Here is a 24,596-nt window from a genome sequence, read left to right on the forward strand (position 1 = left end):
GGCATTCACTTGAGTAACTCCTGGCAATAGGGTTTGTCGTGGGCAACGCCGAGCAACTGGCAAATGGTGCCGCACAGTTCAGTCTGCCGGGGGGCGGCGTTGGGGTTGAGGCTGAAGCCGTTGCCCAGCACAAATAGTGGCACTTCCCGTTCTTCAGCCAGCAGGCCGTTGTGGGAGCGGTCGTTGTTCATGCCGTGGTCGGATGTCACCAGCACCTGGTATCCGGCGTCGAGCCAGGCTTGCAGGTAAACCGCCAGGTTGATGTCGGCCGAGCGGGCGCTGTTGCGGTATTGCGGGGTGTCGAGGCCGTGCTTGTGGCCGGCATCGTCGATGTTCATGGGGTGCACCAGCAAAAAATTCGGCAGGTAGCGCTGACGCAGGTGTTCGGCGTCGGCAAACAGATGAGAGTCGGGGTAGTGGTCATTCCAGTAGAAATGCCCGTATTGAATCGGCAGCTCGGGGTTGTCGGTATGACGATCGCGACCGGCCACGAACGGCGAAGCGTTGTACAGCTCGCTGACCCAGTGATAGGCCGCGGCTGCCGTACTCAAGCCGCCTGCGGTGGCGTAGTGGAAGATGCTGCGCTGGTTCGACAGGCGCGAGACATTGTTGTGCACGATCCCGCTGTCGAGGGGCACGACGCCGGTCAGAATGCATTCATAGAGCGGACGGGACAGGGCGGGCAGTTCACATTCCAGTGTGTAGAGCGCCGCGCGTCCTGCGCCGACATAGGCCTGCAAATGCCCCATGGCATGCCGGGCGACCTCGTAGTTGAGGCCGTCGAGCACCACCAGGATGACGTTGTGCTTCATGGGTAGCGGGACTCCGGACAGATACCAGGAAACTCGGATTCACCAGGGACCTGATGTGGAAGCCAGCTTCTGTGGGAGCCGAGCTTGCTCGCGATGAAGGCGACACGGTTCAGCTGCAAGACCGTGTCATCGTTCATCGCGAGCAAGCTTTGCTCCCACAGTGCTCGCTCCCACAATTGGATCTCCAGTGGATTTCCAGCGGGAGCTATTGCCTCACTCCATATTGATGATCACTTCTTCCTGCCACTTCTGCGGCAGTGTCTTGGAGGTCTTTTCCCACGCATCCGCATCCTTGATCGGGGTCACGCCTTTGTACTGTTCGTTGGGCAGCAACTTGGCCTTGACCTCTTCAGGCAAGGTCAGGTGCTCGGCGCGGATCGGACGGGCGTTGCCCTTGGCCAGGTTGATCTGACCGGCGTCGCTGAAGATGTATTCGCGAGCCAGTTTGGCGGCGTTCGGGTGCTTGGCGTATTTGTTGATGATGGTGGTGTAGCCGGAGATGACCGAGCCGTCGGATGGAATCAGTACGACGTAATCATCCGGGTTGGCCATCTTGGCCTTGTAGCTCAGGCCGTTGAAGTCCCAGACCACGCCGACCTCGACTTCACCTTTCTCCATGGTGGCGATGGTCGGGTTGGCCATGGACAGACGCCCTTGCTTGGCGATCTCGGCGAACATCAACAAGGCCGGTTGAACGTTTTTCTCGTTGCCGCCATTGGCCAGGGCCGCTGCTAGCACGCCGTTGGCGGCTTGGGCGGCGGTGCTCACGTCACCAATGGAAACCTTGTATTTGCCGGTTTTCAGGTCAGCCCATTTGGTTGGCACTTCGGAGCCGTGCAACAGCTTCTTGTTGACGATGAACGCAATGGTGCCGGTGTAGGCCAGGGCCCAGTTGCCGTCCTTGTCCTTGGCCCAGTCTGGAACCTGTTCCCAGGTGCTCGGCTTGTAGGGTTGAACCACGCCTTGCTTGACCGCGATCGGGCCGAAAGCTGCGCCGACGTCACCGATATCGGCGCTGGCGTTGTCTTTCTCGGCGGCGAACTTGGCGATTTCCTGGGCCGAGCTCATGTCGGTGTCGATGTGTTTCAAGCCATAGATTTTGGCCAGGTCATCCCAGGTGGCTTTCCAGTTCGCCCAGTCATCGGGCATGCCGACGCTGTTCACGGTGCCTTCCGCTTTCGCAGCGGCTTCCAGTGTTTTCAAATCGGTGTCAGCGGCCATGGCAACAGTGCACATGGCAATGGTCGAGCCTAACAGTGATGCCAGGAAAAACTGTTTCATCCGAAGCTCCTATGGGCGTTTTCAACGCTGCGATTGCGGTTGTGTTGGTCTAGGTCAGCAATACCTGAGCCAATGTAGGCGAGCCCTGTGACATTTTGATGTCGGTGCAGGAGATGCCGGCATGTGCCAGGCTGGGGCAAAGTGGCTGCCAACTAAGCGTAGACCATGGTTAACCGGCTGATCTGCAAGGACTTGGCCGCTAACTTGCAGGATGGCAATGAACCGTTCGGCGGTTCTGTCATCTACCAGTCATGTGCAGTGCCTAGGCTTGCAAGCATGAGAAACGGATGGATGCTCCATCGATTTCGCCCCGAAAGAGTGCTGGTCTAGTCCAGATAGGTAACGTTGATGCGCATCGAGACAACCAAAGCGGTGACAACCATCGGGCAAGTCCTGCAGGAGCAGCTCGACCATGGCTTGCTGCCGCCCGGTAGCAAGTTGCCGGCCGAGCGCAAGCTCAGTGAATTGTTCGGCACCACACGCATCACCGTGCGCGAAGCGCTGTTGCAGCTCGAAGCCCAGGGGCAGATCTATCGCGAGGAGCGCCGTGGCTGGTTCGTCTCGCCGCCACGCCTGGCCTATAACCTGATGCAGCGCAGCCATTTCCACGCCATGGTGACTGCCCAGGGGCGAGTGCCTTCCACTCAAGTGATCTCGGCCCGTCTGCAGCCGGCTTCGGCAGCAGTGTGTGCCTGGTTGCAATTGCCGGCACTGTCCAGTGTGATCCAGATCTGCCGCGTGCGGCGTATCGATGAGCGGCTGGTGCTGTATGTCGAGCACTACCTGAACCCGCAGTACTTCCCGGACATCCTCGAATTCGACCTCAATCAGTCCATCACCGAGTTGTACGCCCGTCATTACGACTTGCACTACGGCCGGGTGAAGTTCGAGATTGTGCCCACCTCGCTACAGCCTGAAGCGGCGGCGGCGTTGAAAGTCTCGGTTGGCAGCCCTGGCTTGCGGATTGCCCGGGTCAATTATGACCAGCATCAGCGGTTGATCGATTGTGACCTGGAGTTCTGGCGTCACGATGCGATTCACGTGGGGGTGGACGTGCCGGAACAACCGTCGGCTGCCTGAGGTGAGGTCAGATCGACTCGTTGAGTTTGGCCAGGATCCTGAACACCACCGTGGCGAGGATCAACAACATGCCGATCCACATGGCAAACACCCCGACGTTCTTGTCTCGGAAGTTGAAGCCGATGGCCAGCAGGATCATGCCGGCGATGATGGGCACCAGCATGGCATTGAACGCAGACATCGGAATCATGGCGACGGCCTTGTCGGAGGGGATAAGGTCAGTCTAGTTGGGGTTTTGCCGGGGTGTGATGATGTATGTCATGGCTCCCCCCAATCCGGAGGCGAGCACTGTTGTGGCGAGGGGATTTATCCCCGCTCGGCTGCGCAGCAGACGCACTTGGGCCGTTACTGACATGTGAAGTATTGCGGTGACTGGGCAAAGGGCTGCTCTGCAGCCCTACGGGGATAAATCCCCTCGCCACAGGGGTAAGCATTTCCCGGTTCAAACAGGTGCTGCTGTGGTTACGGCAACTCACGACAGGCATAAAACGCGCTCAACACCTTCACCAGGTGCGCCAGGTCATGACTGCCGCACAGCTCGCGGATCGAGTGCATGGCGAAGGTCGGCAAACCGATGTCCACCGTGCGTACACCCAACTGACTGGCGGTGATCGGGCCGATGGTCGAGCCGCAGCCCATGTCGCTGCGCACCACGAAGCTCTGCACCGGTACTTCCTCGGCCATGCATAGGTGACGGAAGAACCCGGCGGTTTCGCTGTTGGTGGCGTAGCGCTGGTTGGTGTTGACCTTGATCACGGGCCCGGCATTGAGTTTCGGGCCGTGGTTGGCGTCGTGTTTGTCGGCGTAGTTGGGGTGCACGCCGTGGGCGTTGTCCGCGGAAACCAGCAGGGATTTCTGGATGGTCCGTACGAACTCTTCACCTTCAGGCAGCAAACGACGCAGGGTTTGTTCCAGCATCGGACCATCGGCGCCACAGGCCGAGCAAGAGCCGACTTCCTCGTGGTCGTTGCACACCAGCACGCAGGTCTCTTCGGTGTCGGCGTTCAACAAGGCTTGCAGGCCGGCGTAGCACGACAGCAGATTGTCCAGGCGCGCGCCGGCAATGAAATCACCATGCAGGCCGATGAGCGCGGCGCTTTGGGTGTCGTAGAAACTCAGCTCGTAATCGAGCACCACGTCCGCATTCAGGCCGTGTTCGCGGGCCAGTTGATCGGTGAGCACGGCGCGGAAGTCGACGCGCTCGTCACCGGCGAACTGGGCGAGAATCGGTGGCAGCTCATTCTGTGGGTTGATCGCCCAGCCCTGGTTGGCTTCGCGATTGAGGTGGATGGCCAGGTTCGGAATCGTGGCGATCGGCGCCTTGAAATCGATCAGCTGGCTTTCGACCTTGCCATCGCGGCGGAAGGTCACGCGCCCGGCCAGGGACAAATCGCGGTCGAACCACGGCGCCAGCAGGGCGCCGCCATAAACTTCCACGCCCAGTTGCCAGAACCCGTGGCGTTGCAGTTCCGGCTGGGGCTTGACCCGCAGGCAGGGGCTGTCGGTGTGGGCGCCAACCAGGCGGATGCCGTCGTGCAGCGGTGAGGTGCGGCCCAGCTTGAAAGCGATGATTGAAGAGTCGTTGCGCGTGACGTAGTAACGACCGTTGGCCTCGGTGGCCCAGGTCTCGCGTTCGTCAAGACGCTGATAACCCTCTGCCTCCAGACGTTGGGCAAGGCTGGCGGTGGCGTGGAACGGGGTGGGGGAGGCCTTGAGAAAGTCGATCAGGCCTTGGTTCAACTCTTCGCGCATAAATAACTCCAGACAGCAATGCGCGGGAGTTTACCGTATTGGGGGGCGATGGGGAGGGTGGCCAGTGATTGATATACGCGTTGAATGTGCCGTCCCCTTCGCGAGCAGGCTCGCTCCCACAGGGGGCTCAGGGTGAACACAAAACTTGTGTACGCCTGTAATCCAATGTGGGAGCGAGCCTGCTCGCGATGGGGGCGACGCGATGTCTCAGAACGGCGCCGGGCACTCGAAGCGTAGGCGTTCGCCGCTTTGCGGGTGGGTGAAGCTGAGCATGCTGGCGTGCAGGCACAGCCGTGGCCACGCAGCGAGGGCCTGGGGGTGGGCGTAGAGGCCGTCGCCCAGGAGCGGATGACCAATGGACAGCATGTGCACGCGCAACTGGTGCGAGCGTCCGGTAATCGGCGTCAGTTCGACCCGGCACCAGTCGCCGCAACGCTCCAGCACGCGCCAGAAGGTCAGGGCGTGCTTGCCCTGCTCATGATCCACCACGTGGCGCGGTTTGGTCGGCGGGTCGTAGCGCAGGGGCAGGTCGATGCTGCCGCTGTCCAGCTCCGGTTGGCCCCAGCACAATGCTGTGTAGGCCTTTTCGGTTTCCCGGTCATGAAACTGCCGAGACAGTTCGCGATGGGTGTCCGGATCCCGGGCCAGCAGGATGATGCCAGAGGTTTCCCAGTCCAGCCGGTGCACGATTCGCGCTTCCGGATAGCCGTTTTCCTGCAGGCGGGTGATCAGGCAGTCTTTGTTGTCGTCGGCCCGGCCGGGCACGGACAGCAGCAGGGTCGGCTTGTCGACCACCAGGACGGCGGCGTCCTGATGGATGATGCGGATGTTGGACAGGGGCATTCAAACAGTCTCGTAACAAACGCCAACGGCGGCTCGGGCCCTTTTTCCTAACCCTGTGGGAAGGACTTTGGGACCCGGAGCCGCCGTGGGCACCTGCAGGATCGATCAGCGATCCGGCAGGGTGATATTGAGTTCCAGAATCGAGCAACTGCCCTGGCTTTCCAGCGCCACATGCACATCATCGGACCCGATGTTGACGTACTTGCGGATCACTTCCACCAGTTCTTTCTGCAAGGCTGGCAGATAATCAGGGGTACTGCGCTGGCCGCGCTCGTGCGCCACGATGATCTGTAGACGCTCTTTCGCGACCGAGGCGGTACTTGGCTTTTTGTTGGCACGAAAGAAGTCAAAAAGATTCATTACCTACCTCCAAACAGGCGCTCGAAGAAACCTTTCTTCGTTACATCGAGGAATCGATGCTCTACGGTTTTGCCCAGCAGGCGATCGACCGCATCGCTGTACGCCTGACCGGCGTCGCTCTGATCGTCGAGAATCACCGGCACACCCGAGTTGGAGGCCTTGAGTACCGCTTGGGATTCAGGAATCACACCCAGCAGGGTAACAGCGAGGATTTCCTTGACGTCTTCGACGCCCAGCATTTCGCCATCGCTGACCCGTTGCGGGTTGTAGCGGGTCAGCAGCAGGTGCTCCTTGATCGGCTCTTCGCCGTTCTCGGCGCGACGGGATTTGCTCGCCAGCAGGCCGAGCATGCGATCGGAGTCGCGTACCGACGAGACTTCCGGGTTGGTCACGACGATCGCTTCGTCAGCGAAGTACATCGCCAGGTGGGCACCTTTCTCGATACCGGCCGGGGAGTCGCACACCACGAACTCAAAGTCTTCCTTGAGCTGCATCAGCACTTTTTCCACGCCTTCCTGGGTCAGCGCGTCTTTGTCGCGGGTCTGGCTGGCGGCCAGCACGTACAGATTCTCAAGGCGCTTGTCCTTGATCAGGGCTTGCTGCAGGTTCGCTTCACCGTTGACCACGTTGACGAAGTCATAGACCACGCGACGCTCGCAACCCATGATCAGGTCCAGGTTACGCAGGCCGACGTCGAAGTCGACGATGACTGTTTTGTGGCCGCGCAGAGCGAGGCCGGTACCGATAGCGGCGCTGGTGGTGGTCTTACCCACACCACCCTTGCCGGATGTAACCACGAGAATCTTGGCCAAGGTGTTTCACCCCTAAGGAAAAAGGACTTTTTCAGCCCCTGAAAAACATCTCTTGAAACTGCTGCAATTGGACAGGCTTGGCTGGAATCGGATGCGGGACGGGGTCTACCTCCGGTAAACACTGCCTTATCCTTTTTCCTACGTCGTTTAAGCCGTTTTCGCTACGTTTTAGAGATGCTTGGAAAATGCGGCAGTATCCGTTAAAGCCGAATGATGTTCAACACGTCGCCCGACAGGCTGACCTGGACACCGGCCCCCCACAGCGGGTCGCGACGCAGATCCTCGGAAACCTTGTACTGCCCGGCGATAGAGACCAGTTCAGCGCTCAACTGCTGACAGAAAATCCTGGCTTTCGTATCGCCCTTGACACCGGCCAGGGCACGGCCACGCATCGGGCCGTATACATGGATGTTGCCATCGGCCAGAAGTTCCGCGCCCGGGCTGACCGAGGACACCACGACCAGATCGCCACCCTGGGCATAGATCTGCTGCCCGCCACGTACCGGAGAGGTGATGACTCGGGTCGGCTTGATGGTCGGTTCTGGTGGCTTTTCCGGCTTTTTCCTGGTCTCGACCGGGCTCAGTTCCAGCACCCGTTCCCGGGCGCCGGAGGGCGGCAGCACCGGAATGTCCACGGCGATGGCGGCGGCGATGTCTTCGATACGGCTGGCCCGGATCGCCAGGGTGCGCAGGCCGTGCTGGCGACAAACCCGCATCAGGCCCGGCAGATCCACGGCACCTTCGCCGGCCGGCAGTTTGTCCAGCGCCAGCACCAACGGGGCATTGCTGAAGAAATTCGGGGCCTGGGCGACTTTTGCCGCCAACTGCCGGTCAAGGCTCTCCAGGTCGTTGCGGGCCAGCTCCAGCACCGTAATGGCGAGCATGCTGCCCTTCAGCTGGAACACGGGATCTTGGTCTAGCGATTCGGTTTGGCTCATGGTCGGCGTACAACGGCTTGTCACTAAAAGTGCCGAGACTTATAACGAGATCGTCCCCGGGCCGCAAGCCGGGTCGAACGATGTAGAATGCGCGGCCCATGTCTTTATGGAAGCTGTAATGGATCGCCCGCGTTTTCGAGCTGCATTTTTTCATCCGCGTTTCTGGCTGCTGTGGTGCGGTCTGGGGCTGTTGTGGCTGATCGTTCAGCTGCCCTATCCGCTGCTGCTGCGCGCCGGTCGTGTATTGGGTGCGCTGATGTATCGTGTGGCCGGCGACAGACGGCGCATCGCCCAGCGCAATCTGGAACTGTGTTTTCCTGAAAAGTCCGCTGCCGAGCGCAAGCGCCTGCTCAAGGAAAATTTTGCCTCCACCGGTATCGCCTTCTTCGAAATGGCCATGAGTTGGTGGTGGTCGCGCTCGCGCTTGGCGAAGCTGGCCCATGTCGAAGGGCTGGAGCATCTCAAGCAGGCCCAGCGCGAGGGCAAAGGGGTGATCCTGATGGCGCTGCACTTCACCACGCTGGAAATCGGCGCGGCATTGCTCGGCCAGCAGCACACCATCGACGGCATGTACCGCGAGCACAAGAACCCGCTGTTTGACTACATCCAGCGTCGCGGGCGCGAGCGGCACAATCTTGATTCCCTGGCGGTGGAACGCGACGACGTGCGTGGCATGCTCAAGCTGCTACGGGCGGGGCGGGCGATCTGGTATGCGCCGGACCAGGACTACGGCGCCAAGCAAAGCGTCTTCGTGCCACTGTTCGGCATCCAGGCCGCGACGGTCACGGCCACCAGCAAGTTCGCTCGCCTGGGCAAGGCACGGGTGGTGCCATTCATCCAGGAACGCCTGGCTGATGGCAGTGGTTACCGTTTGGTGATCCAGGCGCCGCTGGAAGATTTTCCAGGGGAGACCGAAGAGGCCGATTGCATCCGTATCAATCGATGGGTGGAGGAGTCGGTCAGCAGATGCCCCGAGCAATACCTCTGGGCTCACCGGCGCTTCAAGAGTCGTCCGCCGGGCGAGCCGAAGCTGTATGACAAACGCGGTTAAGCCTGTAGTCCACTTAATGAACACGGAGCGTTGCGATGACCCCACTTGAACCGGTGACAGGTTTGATTCTTTCCGGCGGCGGGGCTCGGGCAGCGTATCAAGTGGGGGTATTGGCCGCGATTGCCGAACTGTTGCCGGACGGGGCGGATAACCCGTTCCCGGTGATTGTCGGCACCTCGGCCGGGGCAATCAACGCGGTCAGCCTGGCCAGCGGGGCGATGGACTTCAAAACGGCCATCGAGCGCCTGACTGCCTTCTGGCAAGCGGTGCGCAGCCATCAGGTGATGCGCAGCGACTGGTGGGGCGTGATTGCCCAGGCGACACGTTTTATCAGCCACAGCCTGCTAGGCCTGGGCGCCCGGTTACCAGTGGCGCTGATCGACAGTTCGCCGTTGCGTGAACTTCTCCAGTCTCAATTCCACGCCTCGGGCATCGAACAGGCGATCGCGCAGCAGCAACTGCGGGCCGTGGCGGTGACTGCGTTCGGTTATGAGTCCGGCCAGGCCGTGACCTTCTACCAGGGCCGCGGCACCATCGAATCCTGGCTGCGGCACCGGCGCATCGGCGTGCCGACCCAGTTGTCGGTGGAACACCTGCTTGCCAGTTCGGCGATCCCCCTGCTATTCGCGCCGGTCAGGATCGGCCCGGAATATTTCGGCGACGGCGCGGTGCGTCAATCGGCTCCCATCAGCCCGGCCCTGCACCTGGGGGCCAATCGCGTGCTGGTCATCGGGGTCAGCGGCAATCCGCGTGGACTTGGTTCGCCAGAGCCGTTGCAGCGCAGTTACACCGGCCAGCAACCGACGCTGGCGCAGATCGGTGGCCACATGCTCAACAGTACGTTCATTGACAGCCTGGAAAGCGACATCGAACTGCTGGAGCGTCTGAATGGCTTCAGTCATCTGCTGCCCGATGACGTGCCGGCTCATGCGCTGGGCGCGGCGCCGGTGGAAGTGTTGGTGATTTCGCCGAGCCAGCCGATCGACGAAATCGCCGCCCGCCATCGCCTGGAATTGCCCCGCGCGCTGCGTATGTTCCTGCGCGGGCCGGGCGCGACCAAGACCAGCGGCGCCGGGGTGCTGAGTTATCTGCTGTTCGAAGCGGGCTATTGCAGTGAACTGATCGAGCTGGGACGCCAGGATGCGTTGGCCCAGCGCGAGGAGTTAAGCCGGTTCTTGCGGGTGACGGCGGGGTGATGCAGTAGCCTCCAGCGCCATCGCGAGCAGGCTCGCTCCCACAAGATTCCCTGAGCATCGAGGATCGATGTGGATCAGAAATGATACTTCAGCAAGAAGCTGGTATTGCTCTGATTGGTCTTGAAGCCTTCGCTGTCTTCGATCCCGTATTTGTTCTTCCAGTAGTCGTATTCCACACCCACATACAACTGTTTGGCGCCCAGCTTCAGTGCCTTGCCCAAGTCATACTTGATCTGCGGGTTGATGTGCAGGTTGGCGTGGTAGGTGCCTTTGGAGTTGCTGTCGTTGTCCACCACCCAGTCGATGAAGCCGTCGATCAGGATATCGGATGAGCCCACCGGGAGGGTGTAGGCCCAGGTCGGTGTAATCTGCCAGACGTTGTCGCCAGCGCGCGGACCTTCGGTCTGGCGGTTGTAGAAATTCAACTGGAAGTAATCGAAACCGGGAATCGCCAGGTCGAAGCCCGGACCGATCAGGTATGACTCGTTGTCACCTTCACCGAACTCATAGGTCATGGCCAGCAACACATCTTTGATCGGACCCAGTTCCAGCTTCTGGTCGAAGATTTTGCCGAACGACAGGCGTGGGCTGAACTCACCGTAGTAGGTGTTCGGGCCGGAATTGCTGTCGTCCTGGCCGTTGTAGAAAATCCGGTCGAGGAAGAAGAAGTTGTCGCCGTATTTCCAGGCATCGGCGTGCTCGAAGGTCACGGTTTGCTGGATGCGCGGGTTGACCTGGAAATCCTTGCCATAGAGGTAGGTCAGGCTGTTGTTCTGCCATTGGAACAGCTCGTCGGCCATCGCTTGGCCAGCGGTCAGCAAAGATCCCGCAAGTATCAGGCTGGTGCACGTATGTTTCATTCGGTTTGCTCCCAAAGGTAAGTGGTACTGCATTTTTTTTAAGATCAGCGCTCTGGTGTGGCGCTTTTTTCTACGGAAAAACCATCCGTTCGGTCAGCTTTTTGTTTGTGGCAAGCGCTGACAGCAAGAGCTGAGCCAAGACCGGGATAAATCGGAAAAATGGCTTGTTCAGTGGTTTGAAACGCTCGAAAAAGTGTGTTCAGCGCAAGCCGATATCTGCCAACACTGCAATAGTTGGCGTATCGGTCAGGATCTGCTGGTTTTACGCGGCACCGGACTCAAACGGCCGCGCAGGATACGGCCCTGCATTCATGGGCTCAAGTGCCCTGCAACGGCGCATTCGTGGCGAATTTGGGGCGTGATGGCGGGGCTGGGTCATCTGGTGCTTTCCTCTTGTTTTTATTGTTGAGGCGCAGGCAGTCGCTGACGGGCGACCGGTCGTGTGCTGGTCTGCCTGTCAGCGGTATTACGTGTAGCGGGTGATGTCAGGTTTGATGTCGGCGGGACTCAGTTGGTCCGCGCCCCCTGGCTGATCCACGCGCCGATCAGGTCGCGTTCCTGTTGGGTCATCTGGGTGATATTGCCCAGGGGCATGATCTGCGTGGCCACGGCCTGGGCCTGGATGCGCGCGGCTTGTTGCTGGATCTGCTGCGGGGTATCGAACATCACCCCGCCCGGCGCGGCGCTGAACAACGGGCTGGTGGGTTTTGCCGAATGGCAGACCGAGCAGCGCTCCTGAATCACGCTGTGGACCTTCTCGAACGAAGGGCCTTGGGCATTGGCGGTCTGGGCCGGCGTCGATGCCGGTGCGGCCGCTGCCGTCGCCGGTTTTGCGCCGCCGCCCACCGCCGTTTCCGGCAACGGTTGGTATTCGATCACACCAGGGGTTTTGGCGACTTCCGGCGCTGTGGTCATGGGTTTTGGACCCGTGACATAAGCCAGGCAGATCATCGCCAGAGCGCCGACCGGCAGCGTCCAGGCATACTTGTTGCTGTCGTGGCGGGTATTGAAATAGTGCCGCACCAACACCGCCGCCACGGCGATCCCGGCCAGGATCAACCAGTTGTACTGGCTGCCATAGGTGCTCGGGAAATGGTTGCTGATCATGATGAACAGCACCGGCAGGGTGAAGTAGTTGTTGTGGCGCGAGCGCAGCAGGCCCTTGGCCGGCAGCGCCGGATCCGGCGTGCGGTTCTCGGCAATGGCCGCCACCAGCGCGCGTTGGGCCGGCATGATGATGCGGAACACGTTGCCGACCATGATCGTCCCGATGACCGCCCCGACATGCAGGTAGGCACCGCGACCGCTGAACACCTTGCTGAACCCGTAGGCCGCGGCGATCAGCAGCACGAACAGGATCAGGCCGAGCAGGGCAGGGCGTTTGCCCAGGGCCGAGTCGCAGAGAAAGGAATACACGAACCAGCCGACGAACAACGAGCCGATGCCCAGGGCGACGCCTTCGGGCCCGCTCAGGCTGCTGCCCGGTGCCAGCAGGTACAGGGTCGGGTTCCAATAGAACACCAGGCACAGCAGGGCGACGCCCGACATCCAGGTGAAGTAGGCTTCCCATTTGAACCAGTGCAGGTTGTCCGGCATGGACGGCGGCGCGAGTTTGTATTTTTCCAGGTGGTAGATGCCGCCACCGTGGATGGCCCACAAATCACCGGCCAGACCGCTTTTAGGGTTGACGCGATTGAGGTTGTTTTCCAGCCAGACGAAGTAGAACGACGCGCCGATCCAGGCCACGCCAGTGATCATATGAACCCAGCGCACGCTCAGGTTCAGCCATTCCAGCATATGTGCTTCCACAGTCTTTACCTCTCGCCCGTCACGCTTGTTTTCGCGTGATCGGACGCTTCTCTTATTGGTGGGGGGCGAGGATCAACAACTCATCCTCTTTGAAAAAATGCTCATCGCAGTTATTGCCTGTGCCACTGCGATCAACCACCAGGAAGTCATCCCGCTTTTCGATCGTCAGCACCGGGTGGTGCCAAACGCCGCGATGGTAATTAATGCCCTGCCTGCCGTTGGTGACGAAGGCGCGGACCAAGCCTGATACAGGTACATCGCCAAGTGGCGCGACCACGATCAGAAAGGGGTTGCCGAGCAGCCCGATGAAAGCCTGGCTGCCCAGCGGATGGCGCTCCAGCATGCGTACGGTCAACGGCATCTCCAGCGCCTCGGCGCGGAAGATGCTGATGATCGCCTTGTCGTCCGGCTCGGCGGTTTCAACCGTCGCCAGGCGATGGAAGCGCATGGTCGAACCATTGTTGATCATGAAGTGATCGCTGCCGTCGGTTTCGATCACGTCACCGAACGGGGCGAAGGCTTCTTTGGTCAACGGTTCGATCTTGAGTGTGCGCATGCTGGTCTTCTTACCTTGAATTCGTTGTTGTCTGTTCTATTGCTATCGCGAGCAGGCTCGCTCCCACATTCGACCTCGTACCGCTGTGGGAGCGAGCCTGCTCGCGATTGGCCTCACCGCTTATTTAGCGACCTTGCCAAGCACCCGCAGGCGACTCACCCCACCATCTGGAAACACATTCAGACGGATGTGGGTGATCGGCCCCAACGCCTTGATCTGCTCGGCGAAGGTGTGTTCGGCGTGCATCTCCAGTTTCTGACTCGGCAGCAGCTCGCGCCAGAACAGCGACTGGGTTTCGATCTGGCTGTCGGTGCCGCCCTTGACGAATGCGCCCTGGATCGAGCAGCTGTCCGGGTAGTTGCCCTTGAAGTGCAGGGTGTCGACGATGACTTTCTCGACCTCGCCGGCATGGCCTAGGGCGACGATCACCCAGTCATTGCCCGGGGTGCGACGTCGGGCGGTTTCCCAGCCGTCGCCCATGTTCACCCCGCGACCGGGGTTGAGGATGTTGCTCATGCGACCGAAATGTTCGTCGGAACAGGCCAGGGCGCGACCGCCATTGAGGGCCGCGGCGAGGTCGATCTGTTCGTTGTCGCCCACGGCCGACCAGTCGCGGTACGGAATGCCGTAGACCCGCAGGCGGGCCACGCCACCATCGGGGTAGATGTTGAAGCGCAGGTGGCTGAAGGCCTGGTCATTGCTGATTTCATGGTAGTGGTGGCTGTTGCCTTGCAGCTCCACGGCCGACAGCACTTCAGTCCATTGGGTATGTTCGTCTGGCTCGCCGGAGGTCAGGAAGCAGGCTTCCAGGGACGCCGACGGCGGGTAGTTACCGGTGAAGAATGAAGTGTCGATGTCCACGCCTTTGATCGAACCCGGCACGCCCAGGCGGATCACCGCGCTGTCGTAGCCTTCGAAGCGCTTGCGGCGCGACTCCCAGCCGTCCATCCACTTGCCGTTGTCATCGAACACGCCCTCCTTCCATACGGCTGGAGTCGGCTGGAACAGACGGTTGGCGTCGGCGAACCAGTCATCGGTGACCGAAATGATCTTGGTGCCCAGGCGGGCGTCGGCCAGGTTGACGAACTTCTCGAAGGGTACGGCGTAAGCTTTCATTCTTCTTGTCTGCCTTTAATAAGTTGGCTGGGGATGCTTGCAGGGGCCTGGGCCTCAGGGCTGCTTGCTAAAGAGTCAGTAATCGGAACAACGCGATCTTGTTGATCTCTGCCAGCGCGCATTTGAACTCGGTATCTGCCGAGTGGTGAATGCGCGTTTCGAACGCCGCGAGGATCTGATGCCGGTTGCTGCCTTTTACCGCCATGATGAAGGGAAACTTGAACTTGGCTTTGTAGGCCTCGTTCAGCTCGGTGAAGCGTTGGAACTCATCGCTCGAGCATTGGTGAATACCGGCGCCAGCCTGTTCGTTGGTGCTGGCCTCGGTCAGTTGGCCCTGGACGGCGGCTTTACCGGCCAGGTCCGGGTGTGCGTTGATCAGCGCCAGTTGGCTGGCGTGATCGGCGCACAGCAGGATGTCGCTCATGCGCTGGTGCAGGGTTTCGATCTGGTCGATCGATGGGTCCTGGCCCAGGTCGAAAGCCTTTTCGGCCACCCACGGCGAATGTTCGTAGATGTCGGCGAAGGCTTTGACGAACGCTTCGCGGCTCAAGGTCGAAGGCTTGAGGGTCTGGAATGCGGTCATTTCGAAGCCCCTGATTTCAAAGCGCCCGGATGTGGGTGGGTCTGCTGCCAGTGGCGGGCGATGTCGACGCGACGGCTGAACCAGACCTGCTCATGACCCTTGGCGTATTCAAGAAACCGCTTGAGGGCCGCGAGACGGGCAGGCCGGCCGATCAGGCGGCAGTGCAGGCCGATGGAAAGCATCTTCGGCGTCTCGCTGCCTTCGGCATACAGCACGTCGAAGGCATCCTTGAGGTATTGGAAAAAATCGTCGCCCTTGTTGAAACCCTGGACCTGGGTGAAGCGCATGTCGTTGGTGTCCAGGGTGTACGGAATCACCAGGTGCGGCTTGCCGGTGGGGGTGTTCGGTTCCCAGTAGGGCAGGTCGTCGTCGTAGGTGTCGCTGTCATAGAGAAAACCGCCTTCTTCCATGACCAGCCGGCGGGTGCTGGGGCCTGTGCGGCCGGTGTACCAGCCCAACGGACGTTCGCCGGTGATTTCGGTGAGGATACGGATCGCTTCGAGCATGTGCTCGCGTTCCTGGGCTTCATCCATGTATTGATAGTCGATCCAGCGATAGCCATGGCTGCAGATCTCGTGACCGGCGGCGACCATGGCACGGATCACATCCGGGTGGCGCTGGGCAGCCATGGCCACCGCGAAGATCGTCAGCGGAATATCGAATTCCTTGAACAGCTTGAGGATCCGCCAGACACCGGCGCGGCTGCCATATTCGTAGAGCGATTCCATGCTCATGTTGCGCTCGCCCTGCAGCGGTTGCGCCGAAACCATTTCCGAGAGAAACGCTTCGGACTCCTTGTCTCCGTGCAGCACGTTACGCTCGCCGCCTTCCTCGTAGTTGAGCACGAAGGACAGGGCGATGCGGGCGTTGCCCGGCCACTGAGGATGGGGAGGGTTACTGCCGTAACCGATCAGGTCGCGTGGGTAGTCAGCGCTCACTGCAGTTTTCCTTCTTGTTCGAACCATGTAGGTGGCGCCTGGGCGATGAATCACAGGCTGGCGTCACAGCGATGGGTTGATTGTATACAACTTTATGCGCACTTTGTAAGCCTGATTTTTTGCATTTTTCACTGCTGCCTCTGGCGTGTCTACACTGCAAGAAACCTGCCCATTTGGTCAGCTAAGGTATGACAATCCTGTGTGTCTGTTGGTTTTATTACTGATCGGGTCTGAACCCTTCTCGAATATGGCAGGCGATAAATTTCTGTTTTTTATTGTGTACAATTTTCATTTAAAGTGTCTTAATTCGCTCATCGCCGCAGCGTTTCGTGCTCCGAAACGGTGCGGCCTGTCTTTCAACTGATTCAGGAGGCGTCGGGCCGAACTGCTTGCAGCGAGGCGCGCACAATCAATGGGACGTTTGACTACTCACGTTTTGGATGCCGCGCACGGCTGCCCGGGCAGCTCGATCAAGGTCGAGCTGTACCGCGTCGAAGGTACGCAACTGCAATTGCTCGCCAGCGCGCTGACCAACAGCGACGGCCGTTGCGATGCACCGTTGTTGCAAGGGGATGACTACCGTAGCGGCGTCTATCAGATTCAATTCCATGCCGGCGATTACTACCGTGCCCGTGGCGTCCAGCTGTCCGAGCCGGCGTTCCTGGATGTGGTGGTGCTGCGCTTCGGCATTTCGGCCGAGCAGGAGCATTATCACGTGCCCCTGCTGATTTCGCCCTACGCTTACTCAACGTATCGAGGTAGCTGATCCCCCAAGCAGTTGCCTTGTCCTGGAAGCGACTGCGCATGTAGCTTCTTTGGTTTTTCGCCCGCTCACACTGCGGGCTTTTTTTTGGGCCATGTATTTACAGCCTGGAATTGTCATCCCGGATGATAAAAATCGTGTCTGCAACGCCGGGACGGATTTCAGTACCGCCCTTGAGCCAGATGATTTTATTGGCACTGTGGGCATCGTTGACGGCTTTCGCAGCGACTCCGCCAACCTGGGTTTCCAGGCGCAGCTCGGCTGTCTTGGGATCCATATACATGGGTAGGGAAATCTTCGGAATTCTGGTGCGGTGCAGGCTCATGAAAAATACATAGTCATGCCCTGTGCGGCGAAATACCAAAGCGGGAAAACTGTTGAAAGAGTTGGGCTCAATGACTGTATAGCCATTACGCGTCAGAAGGGCGGCCATAAAGCGTTTGAATTCCACTGGCGAGTACGACGTCAGATAAAGAAGCCACTGTCGCTGGAACCGCAGGGGGTCAAAATCCAACCGATTCAATATTCCTGTAGAGGAGGGGTTAGGCAAGGCTATCGAGCGGGCAGCGCCTCGGGACGCCGAAGAGTTTGGAAGAATCGGAAGCATCAACAGTGGATCGGACCATTGCGGATGTGGCGAGAAGGTCGCGTTTTCCCAACTGCTGTAAATCTGCCGGAGTGCGGTCAAACCCGCAGAGTCGGCGAACGGCGAATCATTGCTGAGTTCAAATTGCCTTCTTGCGATATTTTCCAGGGTGACGGTCGTGACTTCTGGAAAAAAATCCCTGACGTAGGCCGTCAGTGTTTTTTCAAAGGGTAGCCTGGCGTCAATTTCCCAATGGTTGTCCGGCGGAACTTGTATTGCGCCTCGGGGTTGCTCGTCAGGCATATGCCTGAGGGTGGCTTCCAGCAAGTCAAAATCATAGATGGGATGAGCGGGTGACTGAATGTAGGTGATCGGGGATTCTCGCGCGTCGGTACGTGTCACCACCTTATAGTGAACATTGTTTATGGTGATCAATTCGGACAGCGTGAATCTTGGGTCAACCCCCCAGTTTTTCCTGAATGCCCGTGTAGGCGGGAGATTGGAATCACTGTGGTGCGTCACGTCGCGGTGCGCAGTTGGACGCCATAGAAGGCTGCCCTCCACTTGTTCCAGGCGTGGTCCGGAGGCAACAAGTTCAGTGCCTGATCGGGCTCTGTAGTTCTGTTCGGAATCGCGTCCAAGCAGCACCGTCCCTCCCTCTGCAAGCTCAACGTAGGTGCGTGTCTTGAACGTGCGGATCCCAGAGGTTGCGTCCGGCTCCGATAACAGGGGCACCAGCTCGGGTGAAAGGTAATAATTGTCCAGCGATACCGACAGGGAGCCATCACTGATGGCTGTCGCGGATGCGATTTCGGATACCTGAACGGTTGGGCGCTGTGATTCAGTCGCTTCAGTTTGGCGTCCGGTTGGCGAGCCGGACGCCTGATCGGTTTCTGCGCCTCTCAGGGGATTGCCGAGCATTGTGTCCAGTGACGTATCGCGACTGGAGTGAGGCGTATCAGGGGACGACTTTGTAAGCGTGGGTCGGGTGTTTCGTCTTGGACTCATTGAAAATGTCTGCTCTTGAGTTTGAATATTGATGATTCAAGTAGGTATCAAGCTAATGGCCTGTCGTAGAGCCGGAGGCTGACAGGCCCTGGGTTCCAGGATGTTCGTGGAAAACCTGCAGACAGGTGCACTACATATGTATGGCGTGTGAAAGAAACCGTCGAAGACGTTCTTCAAGGTCAGGTAGGTTCGGGAGACGCCTCAGCCAATGAGAGGAACCAGCTCAATTGCGAGAGCCTTATGCCGAAGACTGCGCTCAGCGCTAACGCCCGCGCAAACATCACTGAGTTGTCCAAAGTGAAGCCTTCTATCAGCTCCACGCATTTTTCCCGCAACAGACGAAGTGTGTCATCACCCAGGGGCGGTGTCTGATTGAGCCCCTCGCGGGCCAGATCCTGATAGATCTTGAGGGCGTGGTCACACAGGTCTGTTTTTCTCAGGTTCGCCGCCTCAATGACTCGGGACTTATCGGTGTCAAGGATCCATTTACGGGTTCTGAGGTTGTAGCTCAGTGTGCCGGGAGACCCATCTTTGACAGCAACGTGAAGAACCTTCAGTTCTTCGGATGTCAGGCTCGACAGTTCGCTGGGCAATGGGATGTTGGGGTCAGTGAGCGGGGCAAAATACCGGCCATCAAGCGCTTCTACATAAACCCGCTCAAACAGGCTGTCGACAGCATGAACAACGCCTTGTGCAGTGATGACTCGTATCGGGTCGACAAGGTCATCAGCTTCATAGACGGGAAGATGGATGGTCGTTCCACCTATTTGCAGCAGGTTGGAGGACAGTTTTATCTCGACTTGGCCCAGGCGCGTGGCATCCAACTCCCATAGGGAGGCACGGGGTAACCGAGGATTGGCGCCGGCCAATGCACCTGGCGTGGACAGGCGTAACGTCATGTTCGGGCTCAGGTGAACCAGGTAGGTGGCGCCTTCGCCAATCAGGACTTCGATACCCGTTTGTTCCGTGGGCGATGTCAGCAGGGCGCAGGTTGCCCAACTGCGCATGTAATAAGGTTTTTTGTCCAAGGGTTGTAGATAGGCGTACTTCTTTTTGGTAGGCGTCAATGGCAATGGAACGTCTGTTTTCCATTCCACCGGATCTTTCCCTATGAATGTTTCGTCCAGCAACAGGCCATAGTCGGGCGAGGGTTGGACCATACGGTACGACGAGCCGTCGTTCAGGGTGAGGATAAAAGTATGATGCGAACCGAGGGCGGAAAATGCACGCCGACCGGTCTTCGCGTTTTGCGCGCTATAGCGCTCATCGGAACTTGCCAGATTTTTCAATACGACTTGGCGAACACCAAAGTGCAAGGTCAGGCCACATTCGCCATATTTGATGCTGTCCCCTTCATCTTTCTGAGTGACATGAGCCTTGTAGTAGGCCTCGATACGGGTCAGCTCGGCGTTGGCGTAGTTAAGATGAAGGGTGGTGGAAAATTCGCTTTTTTGTTTGACCTTGAGTGTGGTCAGTTCATTGAGATGTGAAACATAGTAGCTGGTGTCTTTGTCATGGCTGATCGGCTGCTCGCTTCGATCAGGCAGGATAGCCGGGTTGCGGGGTGTGCCTGGCTGCACCACAACTGTTTCAATGTCGAGCGGGCTGCTGGATTCGATCGTATCGGGCAGGTCGGGTACCAAATGGTAGCCATCCTGGGTGATGAACGTCAGTCTGTTGTTTTGTAAGGCTCTTGGAAAAGCAGAGTCTTCATAGACTTCCCTGATGGTGACTTTGCGAAACTCCCGGTCGCTTGCATCAAAGCATGAAGTAATGACCAGATGACCGTCTTCAATTCGCCAGCTTTCAATCAGGTCAGCTCTCCAGTCCAGTGCGATGACGCTATTGTCCACACCATTTTCGGTGATGGAAACGTGGCCGGGTTTATGAGCGATGGCATAGATATCCTCACCCGGTCCGCCGTCTGCGTTGCGGTTATTTCCATTGAGAATGAAAATTCGGTCATCTCCCGCGCCGGCGTCGATTGAATCGTTGCCGCGGGACCTGATGATGTTTGGGCCGGCTGTCCCCTTGATGATGTTGGCACCACCCTCGGGAATTTCTACGTTTTCAATGCTTTCAAGGTCCGCATGGCGATGAGGCTTGCTCTGCGTGTCATGACTTTTTTGAGTGATGATGGACACTTGCCCGGCGTCCAGGTCGACCTGGTAACCCAGACGCGGCTCCTGATGACTGCTGCTACGGCCCGACAACACCACGGTGTCGTTGCCCAAGCCACCCACCAGGTTATTTGCTGACGTTTCACTGAGGGTTTCCGTGGAGCCTTCAAAGATAAACACGTCGTCTTTTGTGCCCCCGGTCAGTTTTTTAACGCCCGCCCCGTAGTGAAAGACGTTTGGCTTGTTTTCGACGCCTTCAACGATGTCGTTGCCGCCGCCGATGTACCAATGGATAGCTTTATGTTCGGCCGACGTTTCAATGACTGCGCCGGGCGTCTGAGCCGTAACGCCTTTACGCGCATCGATCCGGTCGTCGTTGTCTTTGATCTTCGGACGGACTGTCGTCGCCCGGTACCTGGCACCGGTCCACCAGTTCCAAGTGTTGTAGGGCACCGGTTCAAGCTCCACGGTGAATGTACCGTTTACGATTGCCTCAGTGCTGTCTTTCAGTGGGCCTTTGAGCAAGTGCGAGGCATTGGCCTGCAGCAGCTTTGTATGTTCGGCGGTAGCCTTGGCGATGGTGTAGCGATCCTGGATATCTTTATCAGGGCCCATTGCCCAGAAGGCCAACCAACCAGTGCGCAGACGCTCGTGTACGGTGAGTTCTATGTAGTCGTCGATGTCATCGACTTGACGAACCGCGCCCCAGATTTGTGAGCCAACCACCAGGATAAGTCCGGCGGCAAGGCCCGCAGGACCGGCTGAACCAAACCCCGCCAGCGCCGCTATGCCAATGGTTAAGGTCATCGCGGCGCTGGTGACGCTCAAGGCTGCGCTGACATAGTGGTCGGTGGCTTCTTTGCCAGTGGCGTGGGCAGCCGCCTTGAAAGAATCGACCGCGGCGATGATATCGAAAGGAAGTGTCAGGACGCTGGCAATCAGCCCACTTCCACGGGCGAGGCGCGTGGCAAAGGTCGTTTTGGCAAAGCCCTCGAGGGAGCGTTGGCCGGCCCTGATCATCTGAGAGGCTTGTCTGGTCACCGCAGCTTCGACACCGATTGAAGCGACTTCGGCGGCCACGCTGGTCCCATTGAAAATGGTCTGGTAGGAGTCCTTGTTACGGATGGCGTCTTGCAGGCCGCGCAGACCGCTATAGATTCCGAAGGCCTGAAGTCCAAGCCCTGTAGGGATGAGGATATTGCTCTTGGTTGTATTTGCCCAACTGAATGCTCCATGGCTAAGCCCTTGTATAGCGAGCCTTTGGGCCGATTTCAGGAGTTTTTCCAGCGTTCTCCGATGGCTGGCGGGTTCGGCCTGTGTTTCAGGCGTTTGCCTCAATAATGGGGGCGCGGCGGGTGAGCGCTGGCTCGCCATTTCAAACAGCAACGTGGGCAGCCGATAGTCGTTTGCGTCGGCGGTCAGTTTGAGCCGTGTTTCAATATTGTTTGCGTTGAACTGTAACGAGTTCACGAAAAAACGATTGAGGCTGCGGAAAAAAGTATTGTCGCCGTTCAGCGGCTGTCCATCGGTGGTTGCGCCTAACGTATCCAGGGCTGAACGGGTGACAGTCACGGAACCGATGTGCAGCGGGCCGTAAAGTTTGTCGACGATTTCGAGTTGGGCTTGTCTATGTTTGTGCTCCGAACTCAGCTGCGTCCCATCGGCAGTCTTGAAATCGAGTGTTTCGATGGTGTGCTTATTTGTAGGCACGCCTAAGTCGGTAATGACTACGGCATAGTCGTCGGGCACCGGGCCGGGCTGGAAAATCTGGGCCATTGTGAACGTCCTTGTTCAACGATGATTGAGTGGCCCTATATGTAAGATGCTTCCTGGCGGGGTGTATATCGATGGGTTGTTTCTACGTTTTGCGAAAGCCTCGAGTAAAAGATGAGGCTGTTTCGCAAAGTCAGGGACTCAGTGAGTCGACATCAAAGAGGCCGCGCCCGCACCGCCAAAGAGTCCTGCGCTGATGCGGTTGAACCAACTCTGGCCTTTACCCGTTCGCAGATATCGCGCCGCGCCGTGGGCGCCGAGGCCGTAAGCCAGCTTGCAGAGCAGGTCAAGAACGGTCCAGGTGGCGATCATGATCAGCAGTTGCGGCAGGAACGGTTGTTCGGCGCTCAAGAACTGCGGCAGGAAAGCGGCGAAGAACAGAATGTCCTTGGGGTTGCTGGCACCCAGCACGAATGCCCGGCCGAACAGGGCGCGAAAGCGCGGGATGGCGGCGGCCTGGGGCAATTCGGCACCCTGGGACGGCTGGCGCGATTGCTGCCAGCTCTGCCAGGCCAGGTAAAACAGATACAACGCGCCGACCATCTTCAGGGCGCTGAACAGTTGCTCTGACGCCAACAACAGTGCGCCGAGGCCCAACGCCGATGCGCTCAGCAGGCAAATCGAGGCGATCACGCCACCCAGAAACGCCGGATACGAACGGCGCAGGCCATAGTTCAGGCTGTTGCCGATCATCAGCAACGACAGTGGGCCGGGGATGAGGATCACCACCAGAGCGGCGCCGCTGAACAACAGCCAGGTTTCCAGATTCATTGCTTTGCTCCTGATGCAAGAACGCCTCACCCGACGGGGTGAGGCTCATGAATAATCCCGCCTACAAGAAGATGAACTTGGCGATGAAGATCGCGCAGAGCACCCACAGACTGACAGAAATTTCCTTGTGTTTACCCGTGCCGGCCTTAAGCACCACATAGGTGATGAAGCCCAGCGCAATACCGTCGGCGACCGAAAAGGTCAGGGGCATCATGATGGCCGTGACGATGGCCGGGATGCTGTCGGTCGCTTCGTCCCATTCGATGTGGGCCATGCCCCCCATCATCAGCATGGCGACATAGATCAAGGCCCCCGCGGTAGCGTAGGCGGGGATCATCCCGGCCAGGGGGGCGAAGAACATCGCGGCAATAAATAGCACACCAACCGTCACGGCGGTAAGCCCTGTGCGGCCACCCGCCGCGACACCGGCGGCGCTTTCCACATAGCTGGTCACCGGCGGCACGCCGACCATGGCGCCGAACACGCTGGAGGCGCTGTCGGCTTTCAGGGCCTTGGACAGATTCTCGATCTTGCCATCAGGTTTGACCAGCCCGGCACGCTGGGCAACGCCCATCAGGGTGCCGGCGGTGTCGAACATGTGCACGAACAGGAACGCCAGCACTACGCTGATCATGCTGACGTTGAATACGCCGACTACATCCATCGCCATCCAGGTGGGCGCCAGGCTCGGAGGCGTCGACATGACCCCGTTGTATTGCACCAGTCCCAGGCCCCAACCGGCCAGGGTCACGGCGATGATGCTGATCAGGATCGCGCCGAACACGCGGTGATAGCTGAGCACGGCGATCATCAGAAAACACACCGCAGCCAGTAACGGGCCGGGCTCGTGCAGGGAGCCGAGCTTGATCAGGGTAGCGGGGCTGTCCACGACGATGCCGGCGGTCTTCAGGCCGATCAGTCCAAGGAACAACCCGACTCCCGCACCCATGGCATAACGCAGGCTCACCGGAATGCTGTTGAGCAGCCACTCACGCACCCGCGACAGGGTCAGGAACATGAACAGCACCCCGGAAACAAACACCGCGCCCAATGCGGTTTCCCAGTTGTAGCCCATGGTGCCGACCACGGTGTAGGTGAAAAACGCGTTCAGGCCCATGCCCGGTGCCAGGCCCACCGGCCAGTTGGCGTACAGGCCCATCAACAGGCAACCCAGGGCGGCGGCGATGCAGGTCGCGACGAATGCGGCGCCGTGATCGATGCCGGCGTCGGCCATGATGTTGGGGTTGACGAAGATGATGTAGGCCATGGTGATGAAGGTCGTCAGACCGGCAATCAGCTCGGTCTTCACCGTGGTGCCATGCAAGCTGAGTTTGAAGATGCGCTCCAGCCAGCCAGTGCGTAGTGGCGGCGAGAGGTCCAGCGTCCGGGCTTCGGGTTTGCGGCTTTCCACAGCGAGTACTCCTCAAGAGTTTTATTGTTATTTCCAGCACGCCCGCCCCCTGAGGGTAGCGGCGTTGCTTTGAGGCAGGTAAGGCCGGCGAGGTTTTTTGACCTTATGGTCAAGAACTCGCACGAAGCGAATTATGCTTTTGTATACAAATAAAGCAAATAATGTTTTCTATGTTGT

General features: G+C 58.9%; 22 protein-coding genes. 4 read left to right on the top strand and 18 right to left on the bottom strand.

Going from position 1 to position 24,596, the window contains the following annotated elements:
• Positions 1–5: 5 nt before the first annotated feature.
• The gene (locus tag CRX69_RS06730) at positions 6–812 is read right to left on the bottom strand and encodes an alkaline phosphatase family protein (RefSeq protein WP_107321756.1); all 807 of its coding nucleotides are present in this window, start codon (positions 810–812) and stop codon (positions 6–8) included.
• 213 nt (positions 813–1,025) lie between these two features.
• Positions 1,026–2,093, bottom strand: a complete 1,068-nt coding sequence (locus CRX69_RS06740; protein WP_047229646.1) for an ABC transporter substrate-binding protein — start codon at positions 2,091–2,093, stop codon at positions 1,026–1,028.
• A gap of 348 nt (positions 2,094–2,441) precedes the next feature.
• Here CRX69_RS06740 and CRX69_RS06745 point away from each other — a divergent pair, with 348 nt between their 5' ends.
• Positions 2,442–3,173: a UTRA domain-containing protein gene (locus CRX69_RS06745; protein ID WP_107321758.1), complete on the top strand. Its 732-nt coding sequence runs from the start codon at positions 2,442–2,444 to the stop codon at positions 3,171–3,173.
• A gap of 7 nt (positions 3,174–3,180) precedes the next feature.
• On the opposite strand, the gene CRX69_RS06750 is transcribed toward CRX69_RS06745, so the two are convergent.
• From CRX69_RS06750 to minC, 6 genes are all read right to left on the bottom strand, one after another.
• Positions 3,181–3,363, bottom strand: coding sequence for a hypothetical protein (locus tag CRX69_RS06750; RefSeq protein ID WP_047229644.1), 183 nt, complete (start codon positions 3,361–3,363; stop codon positions 3,181–3,183).
• 272 nt (positions 3,364–3,635) lie between these two features.
• Positions 3,636–4,925, bottom strand: coding sequence for a M18 family aminopeptidase (locus tag CRX69_RS06755; protein WP_107321759.1), 1,290 nt, complete (start codon positions 4,923–4,925; stop codon positions 3,636–3,638).
• Positions 4,926–5,132: 207 nt separating this feature from the next.
• Positions 5,133–5,768, bottom strand: a complete 636-nt coding sequence (locus CRX69_RS06760; RefSeq protein WP_018612476.1) for an RluA family pseudouridine synthase — start codon at positions 5,766–5,768, stop codon at positions 5,133–5,135.
• Between the two features lie 105 nt (positions 5,769–5,873).
• The gene (gene minE, locus CRX69_RS06765; protein WP_003179111.1) at positions 5,874–6,128 is read right to left on the bottom strand and encodes a cell division topological specificity factor MinE; all 255 of its coding nucleotides are present in this window, start codon (positions 6,126–6,128) and stop codon (positions 5,874–5,876) included.
• Complete coding sequence (minD, locus tag CRX69_RS06770) at positions 6,128–6,940, bottom strand: septum site-determining protein MinD (RefSeq protein ID WP_042728954.1); 813 nt, start codon at positions 6,938–6,940, stop codon at positions 6,128–6,130. Before minD ends, minE begins: the two co-directional genes overlap by 1 nt.
• 200 nt (positions 6,941–7,140) lie before the next feature.
• Positions 7,141–7,878 carry a septum site-determining protein MinC gene (gene minC / locus CRX69_RS06775; protein ID WP_047229642.1) on the bottom strand — a complete coding sequence of 246 codons (738 nt, stop codon included), beginning with the start codon at positions 7,876–7,878 and terminating at the stop codon, positions 7,141–7,143.
• 118 nt (positions 7,879–7,996) lie between these two features.
• On the opposite strand from minC, the gene CRX69_RS06780 reads away from it, so the two are divergent.
• The gene (locus CRX69_RS06780) at positions 7,997–8,929 is read left to right on the top strand and encodes a lipid A biosynthesis lauroyl acyltransferase (protein WP_047229641.1); all 933 of its coding nucleotides are present in this window, start codon (positions 7,997–7,999) and stop codon (positions 8,927–8,929) included.
• Positions 8,930–8,964: 35 nt separating this feature from the next.
• On the top strand, positions 8,965–10,125 hold the full coding sequence (locus CRX69_RS06785; protein ID WP_047229640.1) for a patatin-like phospholipase family protein: 1,161 nt from the start codon (positions 8,965–8,967) through the stop codon (positions 10,123–10,125).
• A gap of 74 nt (positions 10,126–10,199) precedes the next feature.
• On the opposite strand, the gene CRX69_RS06790 is transcribed toward CRX69_RS06785, so the two are convergent.
• The 6 genes from CRX69_RS06790 to puuE all read right to left on the bottom strand — a co-directional run bounded on the left by CRX69_RS06790 (position 10,200) and on the right by puuE (position 15,987).
• The gene (locus CRX69_RS06790) at positions 10,200–10,985 is read right to left on the bottom strand and encodes an outer membrane protein OmpK (protein ID WP_107321760.1); all 786 of its coding nucleotides are present in this window, start codon (positions 10,983–10,985) and stop codon (positions 10,200–10,202) included.
• Positions 10,986–11,492: 507 nt separating this feature from the next.
• Entirely contained in the window at positions 11,493–12,794 is a 1,302-nt protein-coding gene (locus tag CRX69_RS06795) for a urate hydroxylase PuuD (RefSeq protein WP_107321761.1), read from the bottom strand.
• A 52-nt stretch (positions 12,795–12,846) separates the two neighbouring features.
• A complete protein-coding gene (locus CRX69_RS06800; protein ID WP_047229637.1) occupies positions 12,847–13,350 on the bottom strand; it encodes an ureidoglycolate lyase in 504 nt (167 codons plus the stop codon).
• Between the two features lie 120 nt (positions 13,351–13,470).
• Positions 13,471–14,466: an allantoicase gene (gene alc / locus CRX69_RS06805; RefSeq protein ID WP_047229636.1), complete on the bottom strand. Its 996-nt coding sequence runs from the start codon at positions 14,464–14,466 to the stop codon at positions 13,471–13,473.
• A 67-nt stretch (positions 14,467–14,533) separates the two neighbouring features.
• Positions 14,534–15,049, bottom strand: coding sequence for a 2-oxo-4-hydroxy-4-carboxy-5-ureidoimidazoline decarboxylase (uraD, locus tag CRX69_RS06810; protein ID WP_047229635.1), 516 nt, complete (start codon positions 15,047–15,049; stop codon positions 14,534–14,536).
• On the bottom strand, positions 15,046–15,987 hold the full coding sequence (puuE, locus tag CRX69_RS06815; RefSeq protein WP_107321762.1) for an allantoinase PuuE: 942 nt from the start codon (positions 15,985–15,987) through the stop codon (positions 15,046–15,048). The genes uraD and puuE overlap by 4 nt, the downstream gene beginning before the upstream one ends.
• Before the next feature lie 412 nt (positions 15,988–16,399).
• Here puuE and uraH point away from each other — a divergent pair, with 412 nt between their 5' ends.
• Positions 16,400–16,753, top strand: a complete 354-nt coding sequence (uraH, locus tag CRX69_RS06820; RefSeq protein ID WP_047229633.1) for a hydroxyisourate hydrolase — start codon at positions 16,400–16,402, stop codon at positions 16,751–16,753.
• Positions 16,754–16,850: 97 nt separating this feature from the next.
• Here uraH and CRX69_RS06825 read toward each other — a convergent pair whose 3' ends face one another.
• From CRX69_RS06825 to CRX69_RS06840, 4 genes are all read right to left on the bottom strand, one after another.
• Positions 16,851–18,257: a hypothetical protein gene (locus tag CRX69_RS06825; protein WP_107321763.1), complete on the bottom strand. Its 1,407-nt coding sequence runs from the start codon at positions 18,255–18,257 to the stop codon at positions 16,851–16,853.
• A 266-nt stretch (positions 18,258–18,523) separates the two neighbouring features.
• A complete protein-coding gene (locus CRX69_RS06830; RefSeq protein ID WP_177513901.1) occupies positions 18,524–22,240 on the bottom strand; it encodes a calcium-binding protein in 3,717 nt (1,238 codons plus the stop codon).
• Positions 22,241–22,378: 138 nt separating this feature from the next.
• Positions 22,379–23,008: a LysE family translocator gene (locus CRX69_RS06835; RefSeq protein ID WP_107321764.1), complete on the bottom strand. Its 630-nt coding sequence runs from the start codon at positions 23,006–23,008 to the stop codon at positions 22,379–22,381.
• Between the two features lie 61 nt (positions 23,009–23,069).
• Positions 23,070–24,419: an NCS2 family permease gene (locus tag CRX69_RS06840; protein ID WP_076383799.1), complete on the bottom strand. Its 1,350-nt coding sequence runs from the start codon at positions 24,417–24,419 to the stop codon at positions 23,070–23,072.
• Positions 24,420–24,596 lie beyond the last annotated feature (177 nt).

The organism is Pseudomonas rhizophila (assembly GCF_003033885.1).
Lineage (GTDB): Bacteria > Pseudomonadota > Gammaproteobacteria > Pseudomonadales > Pseudomonadaceae > Aquipseudomonas > Aquipseudomonas rhizophila.

Bases quoted from the DNA above. Each gene is read 5' to 3' on its own strand.
- CRX69_RS06730 (WP_107321756.1), bottom strand. From the start codon at position 812: ATGAAGCACAACGTCATCCTGGTGGTGCTCGACGGCCTCAACTACGAG.
- CRX69_RS06740 (WP_047229646.1), bottom strand. From the start codon at position 2,093: ATGAAACAGTTTTTCCTGGCATCACTGTTAGGCTCGACCATTGCCATG.
- CRX69_RS06745 (WP_107321758.1), top strand. From the start codon at position 2,442: ATGCGCATCGAGACAACCAAAGCGGTGACAACCATCGGGCAAGTCCTG.
- CRX69_RS06750 (WP_047229644.1), bottom strand. From the start codon at position 3,363: ATGATTCCGATGTCTGCGTTCAATGCCATGCTGGTGCCCATCATCGCC.
- CRX69_RS06755 (WP_107321759.1), bottom strand. From the start codon at position 4,925: ATGCGCGAAGAGTTGAACCAAGGCCTGATCGACTTTCTCAAGGCCTCC.
- CRX69_RS06760 (WP_018612476.1), bottom strand. From the start codon at position 5,768: ATGCCCCTGTCCAACATCCGCATCATCCATCAGGACGCCGCCGTCCTG.
- minE (WP_003179111.1), bottom strand. From the start codon at position 6,128: ATGAATCTTTTTGACTTCTTTCGTGCCAACAAAAAGCCAAGTACCGCC.
- minC (WP_047229642.1), bottom strand. From the start codon at position 7,878: ATGAGCCAAACCGAATCGCTAGACCAAGATCCCGTGTTCCAGCTGAAG.
- CRX69_RS06780 (WP_047229641.1), top strand. From the start codon at position 7,997: ATGGATCGCCCGCGTTTTCGAGCTGCATTTTTTCATCCGCGTTTCTGG.
- CRX69_RS06785 (WP_047229640.1), top strand. From the start codon at position 8,965: ATGACCCCACTTGAACCGGTGACAGGTTTGATTCTTTCCGGCGGCGGG.
- CRX69_RS06790 (WP_107321760.1), bottom strand. From the start codon at position 10,985: ATGAAACATACGTGCACCAGCCTGATACTTGCGGGATCTTTGCTGACC.
- CRX69_RS06800 (WP_047229637.1), bottom strand. From the start codon at position 13,350: ATGCGCACACTCAAGATCGAACCGTTGACCAAAGAAGCCTTCGCCCCG.
- alc (WP_047229636.1), bottom strand. From the start codon at position 14,466: ATGAAAGCTTACGCCGTACCCTTCGAGAAGTTCGTCAACCTGGCCGAC.
- uraD (WP_047229635.1), bottom strand. From the start codon at position 15,049: ATGACCGCATTCCAGACCCTCAAGCCTTCGACCTTGAGCCGCGAAGCG.
- uraH (WP_047229633.1), top strand. From the start codon at position 16,400: ATGGGACGTTTGACTACTCACGTTTTGGATGCCGCGCACGGCTGCCCG.
- CRX69_RS06825 (WP_107321763.1), bottom strand. From the start codon at position 18,257: ATGCTCGGCAATCCCCTGAGAGGCGCAGAAACCGATCAGGCGTCCGGC.
- CRX69_RS06830 (WP_177513901.1), bottom strand. From the start codon at position 22,240: ATGGCCCAGATTTTCCAGCCCGGCCCGGTGCCCGACGACTATGCCGTA.
- CRX69_RS06835 (WP_107321764.1), bottom strand. From the start codon at position 23,008: ATGAATCTGGAAACCTGGCTGTTGTTCAGCGGCGCCGCTCTGGTGGTG.